The sequence below is a fragment of the Paenibacillus sp. MAHUQ-45 genome, assembly GCF_058133325.1.
Genome location: NZ_JBYUPV010000003.1, coordinates 59,968 through 73,806, shown reverse-complemented (window position 1 = coordinate 73,806; position 13,839 = coordinate 59,968). Strand labels below are relative to the sequence as shown.

Annotated in this window: 13 protein-coding genes; 4 read left to right on the top strand and 9 right to left on the bottom strand. The window is 42.7% G+C overall.

Going from position 1 to position 13,839, the window contains the following annotated elements; translation table 11 throughout:
* Window positions 1–237: 237 nt before the first annotated feature.
* Both AC3Y23_RS07580 and AC3Y23_RS07575 read right to left on the bottom strand, forming a co-directional pair.
* Window positions 238–627 carry a hypothetical protein gene (locus AC3Y23_RS07580; RefSeq protein ID WP_379197316.1) on the bottom strand — a complete coding sequence of 130 codons (390 nt, stop codon included), beginning with the start codon at window positions 625–627 and terminating at the stop codon, window positions 238–240.
* Between the two features lie 123 nt (window positions 628–750).
* The gene (locus tag AC3Y23_RS07575) at window positions 751–1,011 is read right to left on the bottom strand and encodes a hypothetical protein (RefSeq protein WP_379197314.1); all 261 of its coding nucleotides are present in this window, start codon (window positions 1,009–1,011) and stop codon (window positions 751–753) included.
* Window positions 1,012–1,860: 849 nt separating this feature from the next.
* Here AC3Y23_RS07575 and AC3Y23_RS07570 point away from each other — a divergent pair.
* From AC3Y23_RS07570 to AC3Y23_RS07555, 4 genes are all read left to right on the top strand, one after another.
* The gene (locus AC3Y23_RS07570; RefSeq protein ID WP_379197312.1) at window positions 1,861–2,439 is read left to right on the top strand and encodes a hypothetical protein; all 579 of its coding nucleotides are present in this window, start codon (window positions 1,861–1,863) and stop codon (window positions 2,437–2,439) included.
* Window positions 2,440–3,310: 871 nt separating this feature from the next.
* Window positions 3,311–3,733 (top strand): GNAT family N-acetyltransferase, encoded by a 423-nt coding sequence (locus tag AC3Y23_RS07565; RefSeq protein ID WP_379197310.1) that lies wholly within the window; start codon window positions 3,311–3,313, stop codon window positions 3,731–3,733.
* Window positions 3,734–4,221: 488 nt separating this feature from the next.
* Window positions 4,222–4,803, top strand: coding sequence for an RNA polymerase sigma factor (locus AC3Y23_RS07560; RefSeq protein WP_379197308.1), 582 nt, complete (start codon window positions 4,222–4,224; stop codon window positions 4,801–4,803).
* Complete coding sequence (locus AC3Y23_RS07555; RefSeq protein WP_379197306.1) at window positions 4,772–6,421, top strand: DUF4179 domain-containing protein; 1,650 nt, start codon at window positions 4,772–4,774, stop codon at window positions 6,419–6,421. Before AC3Y23_RS07560 ends, AC3Y23_RS07555 begins: the two co-directional genes overlap by 32 nt.
* A 642-nt stretch (window positions 6,422–7,063) precedes the next feature.
* Here the strand turns inward: AC3Y23_RS07555 and AC3Y23_RS07550 are convergent.
* From AC3Y23_RS07550 to AC3Y23_RS07520, 7 genes are all read right to left on the bottom strand, one after another.
* Window positions 7,064–7,891: a carbohydrate ABC transporter permease gene (locus tag AC3Y23_RS07550; protein ID WP_379197304.1), complete on the bottom strand. Its 828-nt coding sequence runs from the start codon at window positions 7,889–7,891 to the stop codon at window positions 7,064–7,066.
* Window positions 7,891–8,772 (bottom strand): carbohydrate ABC transporter permease, encoded by an 882-nt coding sequence (locus tag AC3Y23_RS07545; RefSeq protein WP_379197302.1) that lies wholly within the window; start codon window positions 8,770–8,772, stop codon window positions 7,891–7,893. Before AC3Y23_RS07545 ends, AC3Y23_RS07550 begins: the two co-directional genes overlap by 1 nt.
* 100 nt (window positions 8,773–8,872) lie before the next feature.
* The gene (locus AC3Y23_RS07540; RefSeq protein WP_379197300.1) at window positions 8,873–10,168 is read right to left on the bottom strand and encodes an ABC transporter substrate-binding protein; all 1,296 of its coding nucleotides are present in this window, start codon (window positions 10,166–10,168) and stop codon (window positions 8,873–8,875) included.
* A gap of 91 nt (window positions 10,169–10,259) precedes the next feature.
* Window positions 10,260–11,345, bottom strand: coding sequence for a response regulator transcription factor (locus AC3Y23_RS07535; protein ID WP_379198540.1), 1,086 nt, complete (start codon window positions 11,343–11,345; stop codon window positions 10,260–10,262).
* Complete coding sequence (locus tag AC3Y23_RS07530; RefSeq protein WP_379197298.1) at window positions 11,335–13,152, bottom strand: sensor histidine kinase; 1,818 nt, start codon at window positions 13,150–13,152, stop codon at window positions 11,335–11,337. Before AC3Y23_RS07530 ends, AC3Y23_RS07535 begins: the two co-directional genes overlap by 11 nt.
* A gap of 204 nt (window positions 13,153–13,356) precedes the next feature.
* The gene (locus AC3Y23_RS07525; RefSeq protein WP_379197296.1) at window positions 13,357–13,464 is read right to left on the bottom strand and encodes a YjcZ family sporulation protein; all 108 of its coding nucleotides are present in this window, start codon (window positions 13,462–13,464) and stop codon (window positions 13,357–13,359) included.
* A 190-nt stretch (window positions 13,465–13,654) separates the two neighbouring features.
* Window positions 13,655–13,783: a YjcZ family sporulation protein gene (locus tag AC3Y23_RS07520; protein WP_379197294.1), complete on the bottom strand. Its 129-nt coding sequence runs from the start codon at window positions 13,781–13,783 to the stop codon at window positions 13,655–13,657.
* Window positions 13,784–13,839: the final 56 nt, after the last annotated feature.

Below are 13,839 nucleotides of genomic sequence, written 5' to 3'. Positions count from 1 at the left end.
CTCGTACGCCGGTATACAATACTCCATCATATTCGATTAGACTGTAGCATGCACCAATAAAGTTGGGTAGTAAATATCGGATGCTTTAACAACCGGAATCTGCTCCACTATCTTCAAAGAAACCTTCAAATCTCTCATCGAAAACTCCAATATCAAAAAGCAAGATTTTTTTTATCTCGAAGGTTACTATATCGATTACTTCGTCATCTGTGGTATGGATTTCATAGGGAACAGCCCCTAGGTCATCGGTAAAAGATATGATACCGGCACACCAATTGCATTGTACCGTCCATAATTGGCATGTCCTTTAGGCGGTGCCCACATTTTTGCAAAAGGATATTTATCCTTAGATTCCTCTTTACGATTTCGTCCGCGATATAGCAGCATCCCTGTATCTGCTGTAGGTTTTAGCCTTGTTCCTTGCTCTTCTTGTTTATGGCGCTCAATTGCTTGAATAAGCATATCACCAACAGGATGCTTCGTGCCCATATTAGGATGTTTAATTAGGAATTCACTTAAACTTGTTAAATCCACATGATCCACATCAATACTGTAGCTTCTTGTGAAGTTACAGTATTGATATAAGACTGCTTCATCATAGAAATTACCCTCCCAAAAAGTGATCATATCACGCAGTATATAGATTTCCGAATTTTCATCAAGCCCTTGCTCACTAAAATCATCGTGTGGATTGTCATTTCTTCCACTTCTGCAACGAGGACAATTAGCATAACCGGCAAAAAGCGCAATTTATTTGTCTGTTACACCATGATCACTTAAATAACTACTCAATAATTCTCCAGATACAACCATATCCATTTCATCTGGATCTAATTCTTTATTAAATTTATATACTAGATACGCTCTTTCATCTCCTTCGCAATGTTCACAACCACCAATATCTGTTGTAATCTTAATTACTACTTCTTGCAAATCACTATCATCGACTGTTACGATGTAATACTCGTCATTTCTAGTGATCTTCTGGTGACAAACTTCACAATTTATCATTCCATAGATGTAATAATTTGAGTTTCAAACCCAGCTTTCTCTTGTAAGCTGGGTCCATAATTATTGAAAATTTTGGCCAAATCATTCCAAAAAAATGTACAGCTGTTTATTTCTGTAATACCACAAAGTTGTAAACGAGTATTCAAAAGCATCGTCCTTGCCAATGCTATGGTTGCACTGATTCTAAAATTGGTACTAGAAGTACCGCTACCACACAAGAAATACCAAAAGAGATAATCCTCAAATATCAACTCGTAATAACCTGTTCATTCTCTTCAATTAACTCGTGGCGTAAAAGTAAGATTCTAATAGTGCTAGTTCTTGATAGTAGTAATTTTGTTGATTTAATAGTTGTCCGAGGTAATTAAGCGAATATACAATTCACATTTATTTAATCGACCACATTATCCAAGTTTGTAAAAGTTTTTATCGCTATATAGATTTATTATAACAACTAAATACAATTTATTTTGTCGAATTATGTGGCATAACTAAGATTAGGATCGAATTAACTAAACTAATATTATATTAAATATCCTCTACAGAGTAAGTTTCCATTGAATAATTTGCACATGCTTTCCCTGTTTCTAGAAAATGTGTTTTAAATACTGGAAGGGAATTAAGGTGCCTTTGAGCTGGTCGATAACTTAGACTAACATTGAATCGGTAATCGGACCATCTTCTTGTCCATAATCGGCAATCGGTACAAGTTCTTGTTCTGAGAAAAGGACAAGAACTTATACCGATAAAATAACCACGCCCAGCGCGGATTCCATTCGAACTATGTTCTTGTTCTCTTACAAGTCGATACTTGATAACCAAACATAATTTAAAAAATAAGGGTTTGAAATGAACAATACAATTTTGAAATCCGCTGTGCAGTTGGCCGGCACTGCTACAAAATCTTTAGTCCAATCAATATCTGGCGGAAATTTCATAACACTATTAGGAGAAATTTCAGGAACTGTTTCGGAAATTTTTTTAGCAGACTATTCCGATAGAGTGTTATCTACCAAAGTGAAGGAGAAGGTAGGCGCCGTTTTTCTTCTTGCTGCGGAGAAGATTAAGAATCGACTAGATAATAGCGAACATTTAAGGACGGATGACTACTTCTTTGCAAATAATGAGAATTATTGTTCTTCATCTGAAGAGACACTTGAGGGCATATTAATCAAAAGTAGATTCGAACATGAAGATAAGAAAATAAAACATTTAGGGTACATATATGCAAATGCTACTTTTGATAGCCACTCCATATCCGATTTAAACTTTTATATTAAACTTGCTAAACAACTCACATATCGGCAAATTTGTTTACTTTCTATTCTATATTCCAAGGAAGAAAACTTAAGTAATATGGAGCGAACTTATTATTCTAAAGAAATAGCTAAAGTACTACAAGAAATAAACGGGTTATATCAACATTGACTGGTTCAAATACTGAGCCCAGATCCCGATGAGAATGGCTTTGCACCTGGCGGTGATTTACAAAAACCTCGGAAGGAGAAATTAAAACAATAAACTCATGGGATGAAACAATCCCAAATAAGGTAATTTTAACGCGATTGGGTAGAACCTTATATTCTGTAATGAGTCTTGAAGAAATATCAAACAATACAACTTTTAAAGTGATCATTTTAAAAACTGAACAAGAGTAAATAAACGATAGAGCTTTGACACCAGGAAATCCATACTCTTTCCAAGCATACAAAAACAGCTACCTGCTCAAGTTGGCTATTTTATCTAACCTTTCAATTGAAGAACGGTAAAACTACCGCCCCTCCCTTATTTTCCCCAAAAGCTCTTAACAATCAAATCCATCTGTGTTTCCAATGAGATCGGATCATTGTAATAGGAACCCTTTTCACTAGTTAAATATACTTGGTTATTCTTCACCGCAGGGAGAGATTTCAACAGCTCGCTGTCTTACACAACATTCGCATTACCGTCGTCCCATCCCCAATTGCTTATAAAGATGTAGAATCCAGCATGTTAAGGCAGTAATTCAAGCGATAAATCCGTTCCAAATTCAGGACCGTCAATGAGCACTTTCTGGATCGCCTCTGGAGCTTTAAACTAAGGAATCTCTCCGCCTCTGCCGCCTTTATTTCCCCAAGCGTAGATTCCTCCGGCGAACGGCTGAAGAATCGATATCGTCTTGTTTCCGACTACCTTGGTAATCTTCACCGTAAAGGAAAAAGAGAATAACTATATTATCCTTCTCAATCAGATATTGATTTTCAAAACAGATGCCGTAATAATACAAAAAGAACTGCAGATAGAGTGCCGGAGGTGCGTTATGGAGTATCCATTTAAAGAGTATGTGATTAGCGATGATCAACAGCGAATTCACGTCCCCACAGTGATCGATTTTGTGACTACCAGCTACTGGGGCAATAAACGATCTCCCGAGAAGATCAAGAAATCAATTCAGAACTCTTTCTGCTACGGTGTGTATGATGAGGACAAAATGATTGCTTTCGCAAGGCTGATCACGGATGGCGCCACAACCTACTATTTGTGTGATGTGTTTGTGCTGGAAGATTACCGCGGGCAAGGCTTCTCGAAAAAACTGATCGAAGTCATCACGAATTCACCTGATTTTGAATGGATGTCCGGAGTCCTTGCTACCAAAGACGCTCACGGGCTGTATAACCAGTACGGATTCGAGATCGAAAACGACAGATTCATGAGAAGACCAGCTCAAGGCAGACAGCAGTGAGCAGGCTTAAGGTGTAGTGCTATACAGACCTGAATTTATACTTTTATATAGAAAGAAACGGATCTCCCCTCCAAATCAGTGCTTGCTTCGTGCATTGCCAAGTAACGGACTACAGGGGCTTTATCGCGTATCATTTTAACCATTCAGGAAGATAACGGACTCCAGTGACGCTATGATCAGAAATTGTGCTCAAAACCCACCATTTAGGTGGAAATAACGTCACCTGAGTCCACTTCATGTCGCAGAAGCAGATTCATGTGCAAATAACGACCATACGGTCCGTTAGCCCCATGCGTGAGCGTCAACCGCTGGTTTTGGTTTTGAGCCGAAAGAAATATACATAAAGAGATTTTTCAAGTGAATACTTTGAATACTCTTCCCTCTCTTGGTCTGCGCGTGTCGCAGGCTTTTATTATTTCCCATAAAGTGAGAAGTTTCCAGGTCTGCAACGTCTTATATATAAATCGATTTTGTCTGGAGGCATCCAAGTGAATGAAGAGATAGACGACAAGCTGGTGATACGGGAGATACTGGGAGGAAATGTGGAAGCCTTTGCGCTACTGGTGGACAAATACAAGTCCGGTTTATACCGCCTGCTGCTTGGCATGGGCGCGAATGCCCAGGATGCACAGGATCTGGCACAGGAATCTTTTATTAAAGCGTACCAGAAGCTCCCGGATCACAACAGCCAGAGCAGCTTTGCCGCCTGGTTATACGCCATTGCCATCAATCGTTTAAGAGATTTGAAACGACGTAAAAAAGTCAGCCTTGCAGCCCTCCCCTTGCTGGCAGAGACAAGTCCGCCTCTTACACCGGAGGAGCAGTACATGCGTAAGGAAGAGGAACTAGAATGGCAGAAAAGATTAGTTAAGCTGCCAGAGCGATATCGCATCGTCCTGCTGTTGCGTTATGCCAATGAGTTAACCTACGAGGAAATTTGCGAGATTACAGGACTGTCCATGCATCAGGTCAAGAATCGTCTCCATCGTTCCCGGCAGAAGTTGAAGAAACAATGGTCACAAGCAAAGGAGGATTCCAGTGAGCAAATGGAGCTTTATCAAACGCGATGATCGTGATGCAGATGAGATGATATCACACCAAATGCAGGTGATCCCGGCAACGCTTCCTGATTTTTTCACAGAGCAGGTCATGGAACAAGTACGTCATACAGAGATGGACGCACCAAACGGAATCAACCTAAGAAAATTATCCGGTATGCGCAGAAACAGAGTCATTAAACGGCTACAATGGGGCAGTGCTGTCGCCATTGGAACGGTCGCTACAGCCATTTTACTCAATGCATCTTACTCTGCTTATGTACGAAATTCTCCACAAATCATTCAGACTTACACTTACTCAGCACCACTGCCCAGCTTGATGTTTGGTGGTGATACACAGGATATCGATGCCGGTCTGATGGAGGCTCATGCGCTCGGGGTGGTACAACAGGCCGATGTTCAGGCAACTGACAAAGGCTATACCCTTATGCTACGTGATATTGTGGCAGATCCTACCCGAATGGTTTTGTTTATTCAGATTATTGACCAGAACGGGCAGCCTGCAGAACAGGCGCTGGATCGTTTTGATTTCACGCAATTGCATATCATGGATCAGCAAGGTGAAGAAATTGGACAGCTCAGGGGAAGCAGCCCCTTGGAAACCCGCAATGGTTCGGACAATTCCATACAGAAGTATATTAAACTAACCTACATTTTCCCAGATAAGCAGCCCCAAGACAAAGTACTCATTCAGAGCGATGTGAACGAACTCAAGTCTCAAAGAAGCCGCGATAAATCACTTAAGGGGAACTGGAGCTTCAGCTACACCGCTGATATGACAAAAGCCAATAGCCTGGTCGTGACATCAGACCTTAACGAGTCCTACACCACCCCGGAAGGACTTCATGTGAAGATGAATCAGCTCGTCCACACGCCTGCAGGTGTACAGCTAAAGTTCACGACCTCGCTCTCTGATGCTACGGCTGCCCTCGCTCCAATGGAGCTGAGGAATAAGCTCAAGCTGAGGTTCCATTTGGAAGATAAAAACGGACAGATGTTGTCTCAAATTGACGGTTTCAGGGATGTAGGAAGTGGAGAGAGATTCTTAGGCTACACATTGAAAGAGGAAGAAAATGCCGCTGCACTGCATTGGACCTACTATTTCTCTTACCTTCCGTATGACAGCATGAACATTCGTTTTGTGCTGGATGGCTATACGCTTCCCGTAAAATCCAATGATCGATTGACGTTCCGACCAGAGGAGCTTAAGCAGCAGCCAGCCATTTTCGATAAACAAGGCGATCATTTGGAAATCCATTACATGAAAATAACTGAAATAAAAGATGAACCCGGTATTTCCGGGTGGATGACGGTCAGTGGCAGCTTCACCAATCAGTTCTTGGCCGACCAGTGGGTCACTTATGATCAAAACGGAGCGGAATATCCAACTATCTTCAGGGGCGCATTTAGTCGTGGAGAGAAGTCCGTCATTAGTAGAGAGAGTAGTGACGATAACTCTAATTATCTTATCGCCAAAGGACTCACTACCTTGCCAGAGGAGCTTACACTTGTACGCACCGTTACGGACAAACGATATACCGATGTGAATTGGAGCTTTGATCTGCCTAAAATCGAACGTAACGAAGCGCTGAAATCCATTCCTGTTCCACAGAATGCTTCTGACCATTAACTAAGATAACAGACCGTTGCTCTTTCACTTAGAAACTGCGGTCTGTTTTTGTTTCTTGATAATATATTGGACAGTGAAAAGTTCATGTCAAGAAATCGCAACCCTTTCTGGGATTAACCGAGTACAAGTTTAGTCAATCTGAACACCCAAGCTTTCACTTCATTCCCTGTACTGCTAAAGTTACTATCCCATAGTTTTCCTGCTTGTAACTTTTACTGTGTGAAAAGCTTCTTTTTCATATTATTTCAAAATGTGCTCAGTGCATAAATAAAGGCATTTTGTACCTTAAATTGATTATTTTAGCGTAAAAAAGGGAATTAAGAGCATTATTATACCTTATTTTCCTATATATCCTTAAAAAGACGGCCTCCCCAAAGAATTAACATGCAAAAATGCTCTTAATTACCATTTCTCCTTCGTTGTCGCCGAATTAAGGTACAAAAATGCGCTTATTTACGTATCCGCGCGGATGGAAGCAAACCGGGGCTGAACCAAGCGACTATCCACTTCTGTAAATTGTTCAATTAATGATACCTTATTCAAAAATAAAACAAGCCGGCAACCTCTTCTTCGAGGATTGCCGGCTTGTTTCCATTAAGTATAGTTACCACTTTGCAGTGGTCATTTCAGTTGCGTTTTGACTTAGCCCTTAACCGCACCTTCTGTGATTCCTTCCATAATGAAGCGTTGGAAGAAAGCGTAGATGATGACAACCGGGATTGCGGTCAGCACCAGAGCGGCCAGAATCAGCGACCATTCTTTGTTGTATTCACCGAACAGCATGTTCGTGGACAAGATCAGGGTGTACTTGTTCACGTCTGTCAGCATCAGCAGCGGAAGCAGGAAGTCGTTCCAGATCCACAGGAAGTCAAGAATACCAATCGTAACAGTGATCGGAAGCAGCAGCGGCAGAATGATTCGGAAGAAGGTCTGGAACTCACCACATCCGTCCATGTGAGCCGATTCTTCAAGCTCCTTAGGAATCCCTTTTACAAATCCATGATAGAGGAACACGGCCATATTCACACCTAGTCCGATATAGATCAGGCCCAGACCAATCACGCTGCCTTGTACATCCAAAGTTCTGGTAACACGTGACAACGAGATCATGATGGAATGGAATGGCACCAGCATCGAAGCGATGAACAGGAAGAACAACGCACTGCTCAGTTTGCCTGGTGTTCTGGACAGCTTGTAGCCGGCCATGGAAGCGAACAACAGGATACCTCCGATGCCTACAACCGAGACGATGACAGAGTTCTTAACGCTATTGAACAGGTGAATCTTCGCGAAGGCCTGACTGTAGTTCTCAAAATGAAGCTGGGTAGGCAAGGACAGAATGTTTTTAAAGATCTCTCCTTGTGTCTTGAAGGAGTTGATGATCGCCATATAGATCGGGAAAAACGCTAGCGCAGCTCCGATGATCAGGACAATCAGGATGATTGTAGAGGACAGTTTGCTGCTTTTCATTATGCCTCCACCTCATTTCTTTTCGTTACGCGAATTTGGATCAGGGTAACAAGCAGGATAATGATGAACAGGATGACTGATTTGGCGCTCGCATATCCATAACGGAAGTTATTGGAGAACGCTTCTTCATAGATATTCATCGTAATAACCTGTGTGCTGCGACCAGGGCCGCCGCCTGTCAAACCAAATACTACTTCAAATACTTTAAACGCACCGTTTAGGGTGAGGAAGAAACAGATTGTAATCGCATGAGAAATCATTGGCAGTGTAATATGTCTAAAGGTTTGCACCGGATTGGCACCGTCAATAACTGCCGCTTCCTTCAAGCTTTGTGGAACACCTTGCAGGCCGGCTAAGTAAATGATCATCATGTATCCTACACCATTCCATAATGACACAATGACAATCGAGAAGAAGGAATATTTAGGATCGCCGATCCAGGATTGATCCAGGAACAGCAAGGCTGTTTTTTCAGCAAGTTGTGGGAGCACTTGGGTGAAGACGAACGTCCACATGAATGCACTAATGATCAAACTGATCATGTTTGGCATGAAAAAGATGGTTCGGAAGAAACCTTTGAAGCGTGTCCGTGATTCAATAAACACAGCTAGCAGCAAAGCCAGCACATTTTGCAGAACTACCATTACTACAACGTACTTAAGGGTAAACAGCAAGGCATTGATAAAATCCGGGTCATCGGTCAATGCTTCCACAAAGTTGGCAAGGCCGACAAAACTATAATTGCGGTTCAGCCCGTTCCAGTCTGTAATACTGTAGAACATCCCGCCAATCGTTGGAATGAGCATAAACAAAGTGTAGAACAGTAAGGCTGGGCCCACGAAGTATAACATCGAGCGCAGGTTGCGGGATTTCTTTAACATGATGGCACTCACCTCTTTAGATTTAAAATCCAGAGGGAGAAAGGCAATTTCGGGTGAAACGGCCTTTCTGCCCTCCCTATCCATTATTATTTACTCTAATTTATTTATTTACTTTGTTGTAATCTTTCCAAGCTTTGTCGAGCGCCTTAATCACATCATCCTGCGACAATTGTTTCGAGAAGTAGCTTTGCAGTCCCTTACCCACTTCATCTTTTACAGCTTGCGGGATGGATGGATCGCGGTAAGCTTTTCCTTCTTTTACATACACAGTAGCGTCGTCAACCCATGGGTAGCTCTTATAGTTATGAATACTTGCTACAGGGTTAAACTTCATGCTTTCGTAGAAACCGCTGGACTCTTTGTCATCCAGTACGAAGTTGAGGAAATCCAGAGCAACATCTTTGTTCTTGCTTGTTGGCGATGCAACCAGGGAAGTAGAAGCACCGAGGTTAATCAATGTCTGAGCAGGGTTGTCGCTGAGTGGCAGTGGTGCTACGCCAAAGTCGATGTCCGGGTTAGCTTTTTGAATGGTTTCAGCATACCAAGGACCTTGTACCCACATTGCCGCTTTGCCGTTAGCAAAGGCAGCCGCGCCGTCGTCACCGCCGACTTCAAGCGCCTTGTTCGTGCCGTTTGCGTTAACCAGGTCAATGATATCGAACATGGATTTCATTTCTGAGAAGGAACCTTGATCTTTGTTCATCCGTTCGATGAAATCTTTATTTCCTGTTTCAATTTGTGCCCCTACAGACAATGGCAGGAACAACTGTGGAATCCATGATTCTTTATAAGCAAGTTCAAACGGTGTAATGTTGTTTTTCTTCAGTGTCTCTACAAGCGTCTTCATTTCAGACAGTGTATTTGGTGGTGTTAGCTTAAGGTCAGAGAAAATTTTCTTGTTGTACAAGTAACCCCAAGATACGCTCTCCAGCGGAACTGCTACGACTTTGTTATCGATGGTTACCGAAGGTTTCACGCTTTCCAGCAGTTTGCCTACAAATGGCTGGCTGGTGAGGTCTTCAAGATATCCTGCTTTGTAGAACGATGGAATTTCGTTGATCGCGTGAATGGAGAAAATGTCCGGCGCGTCGTTGGATGCAAGTCTTGTTTTAAGGATCTGGGATGCGTTGTCCGAGTTAGGCATTTCCAACTGGACTTTCACATCTATGTTTTTCTCTGCTTTTTCTTTGGCAACAAATTTATCGATGTATTGATCAAACTGATCCTTAAAGCGCGGTAATCCGATGAACATTTTAAGCGTCACTGTCTTTTCCGAGCCTTTTCCACTAGTTTCGGCATTACCACTTCCGCTGTTCGCACCACTGTTAGAACCACAACCAGCTAGAAGCAATACTGTCATCATTGCGCTTGCCGTTACTTTCCATGACTTCTTCATTCTGTAAACCCCCTCAAATGTTGTCTTGTTCTTGTTTACGCTTTCATTGTACATCCAAAATGAAAGCGGTTAATTAGACAAAATTAGTCTCTTAGCTTGTACTATTTTGAACCTCACCTTCTCCTTTTCGCATTTCACCGGGCGCCACGCCAAATTGCTTCTTGAAGACTCTGTAAAAATACCCCAGCTCCTCATAGCCGCACATCTCAGCCACAGACTTGATGGAGAGATGGTCATGAAGCAGCAGATGCCGCGCTCGCTCCATTCGTAATTTGGTCATATAATCCGTCAGATTTAGCCCAAATTCCTGCTTAAACACCTTACTCAAATACTCCTTGCTGACAAAAAAGGATTTCGCCAGGGCTTCCAGTTTTATATTCTCTGTAAAATTCTGATCTACAAAACGCTTAATTTCTTCCAAATTCAATCGGTTCTTGTTTTTTCTATGCTGTACAAGCTGTTTCAACGCAGACATATACATTCCCGAGATCTGCTCCATCAGTTCATCCACTGTTGAGAGGTGAGTCAAGTTCTCTTCTGCGTATTCACTCGGAATATCTTGAGAATTACTGTGCATCAAGTCCCGGAGCAGCAGCACCAGTTCTTCTCCAATTCGCGGGAGCGTTGAAGGGGTGACCCCAAGCAGGATCAGCTTGTCCTGCAACTCACTCAGACTGTCCTGCAAGCTATCCGCATTCAAGTCATTATAATGAGCAGCCAATGCTGGCTTAAAGGTTAGTATGGCCTGAAGCAGATCCAATCTTAGACCCATGCCATCACCAGACTTCTTAAGCAACGTTTCTTCTGCCTTTTGCCGGCACTGCAGCAGCACCTGATTCAGCTCCTGGGGATCGACAGGCTTCAATAAATATTCGTCCGCCCTGCAGCGGATAGCTTGCCGTGTGTACATGAAATCTTCATATCCACTGATCACAATAATCCGAATCTCTGGATGATGGTCATTCAAATATTGCAACAATCCAACCCCATCCACACCCGGCATGTTCATGTCTGTGATGACGATATGAATATCACCCGCCTCTATTGCCTTGATCGCTTCATCCCCATCCTCTGCTTCTGCTGCAAGGTGTATACCATACTGTTCCCAGTTTCCAAAGGTTTTAATAATTTCTCGATTCCATTGCTCGTCATCCACGATCATAGCGTTAATATTCATGCTGATCACCAACCTTCACTATAGGAATATACATGCTCACCCGGGCACCGCCAGCAGGGTGATTATCAATCATCAGTCCGTAATTTTCGCCAAAATAAAGCTTAATCCGGGCACTCACATTATACAGCCCTATCGAATTCCCGCTGGTCCAGTAAGGATCAAGCGGCTCGGCCAAGCGGGCACGAACCTCTTCCAATCGGGCTGGCGGGATGCCCATTCCGTTATCCTCGACCTGAAGCAGAAGGCCGTTTTTGTATGGATGCAGGCGAAGGCTCAAATTCCATGCCCCTTTTTTACGATCAAAACCATGCATGAACGCATTCTCCACCAAGGGATGAAGCGTCAGCTTCGGAACCAGGATATCCTGCCACATGGGTGGAATCTCCACTTCATAATTCAGCTTATCGGCATAGCGCTGCTGTTGAATATGCATATAGTTGTTCAAATGCTTGATTTCCTTGCCAAGAGTAGTCAGCTCTCCCGGATCACGGATCGTATAACGGAACATATCGCTGAGCGATTGAATGACGCTGTAGATATCGCTTGGTTTTTTGGAGTAAGCCATACTCCCGATCAGTTGCAGTGTATTTTGCAGAAAATGCGGATTGATCTGTGCTTGTAGCGCTTTCAATTGGGCTGTCTGCTTCTCTAGATTAATGATGTATTCATTGTGAATATGCTCACGGATTCGGCTGGACATGGTCTTGAACCTCTTCTCCAGCATCCCGATTTCGTCTTCACGATTGGAGTTAGGCAATCCCTCCCCCTTCAGCCAGTTCAACCCGCTCATGGATCTGGCCAGACGGATGATTGGCCCCGACACTCTATAAGCCACAAATGCGGCAATAACCGCCGATAACAATGCAGACAGCACGCCGACAATCAGGCCATACTTTTGCGTAACTGAAGCGCTATGGTTCACATAACTCGCCGGAAGCACCTTAATCAAGGTTAGACCCCAGGGCTCCAGATAGTGATAGAAAACGTAATGATCGGATGTGCGTACATAACCTGTTTCCTGCTTTGACGGGTCGATTCCCTTCATTGCTGGCGGAGTGCCTTCTTTTAACTGGTACATCACTTTGTCACCGGCACCGACAATATACACACCCGATTCCTGCTCGGAGTTCAGCAGTTCCAGGGCGTTGTCCATCATTCTCCACTTTGCATCAAACTGAATGCTGCCGATCTTCTCTTTATTCTCGAACCGATTAATGCTGCGGATTAGGCGAAAATCAGACTCAGAACCTGGACTGTCCTTGATAATAAAATCCGCTTTTTGATCCACGAGGTCACGCCACATTGGTGCCTCCGGTATCGGAGTCTGAATGGTGTTACGCATATCGTTGAGGGTAAACAGCTTGTTCTTATCCTTGAAATAGAGCTGAATCTCCACCAGACTGTAATAACCAGAATAAAAAATTGAAGTCATCGTATTAATCACGTTGCGCTGGAGGATAAAGCTATCCGATAGATTACCTTCATCTTCATTCACATATTCATTGAACGCCGGGCTGATTAAAATGGTATAGATTAGATTATTGATTTGTGTTAAATTTTTGTCGACAGCCTCTCCGGACCAGGCAATCCGTGTCAGATTGGACTGAATAACTTCTTGCTCCATCACCTTGCGAGTATTATCTGTCGCGAGCAGGGTCACCACAATAATTGGAATGACAGAAATACAAAGCATAATCAAGATAAGCTTGCTGCGGATGGTTCGTTTAAACGGCTCTGACAACCATCGATAGATACGGCCTGGCCAATTCAAAAGCATCTCTTCCCCTCTGTCTCCACTGTTATTCATAAGTTCATATGATACTTCAACACCTCAGCCTTTAGCTGTATGGGTTTAGGTAGGTTACATCAAGCTTCGCCAGATTGTCAATCCGTCTTCTTCTTCGGAGCATTTGATTACATCAAGAGTTGTATATACAATATGTACATCAAAAATCGCCAGTATGAATACTGGCGATTTTTCACATGAGCGCAAACTTATGATGAGAAAGAATTAGATAACGAATGCTTTAGAGATGATGACCAGCAAGATAAACAAGACAAGAATCGCTGTTGTAGAAGTAAAACCACCGTATCCGCCAACTCCAGCAACTTCACCCATTTGTTATTCCTCCTTTATTTGTGAGTACAGCTTAGAATATGGCATATCTGACCTTTCCGCTTGGGTGAATGAGAAAAAATAAATAAAAATTAAATTAAATATATGGATCTTATCAATGAAAAAAAATGACCCCTATCATTCAGAGGTCATTACTGAAATACTTACGTTCTTTTCCAAAATAAAGTATCATTTAGAAAATGCCTGCACTAAGAATAATGACCAGCAAGATATACAGAACAAGAATAGCAGTTGTCGATGTAAAACCCACGTGAGGGTGATGATGGTGGCCCCACGCTGCTCCTGCGACTTTGTCACTCATTATTTTTTCCTCCTTCGTCATAGACCCTTATAATTGAATACACCACAACATATGTA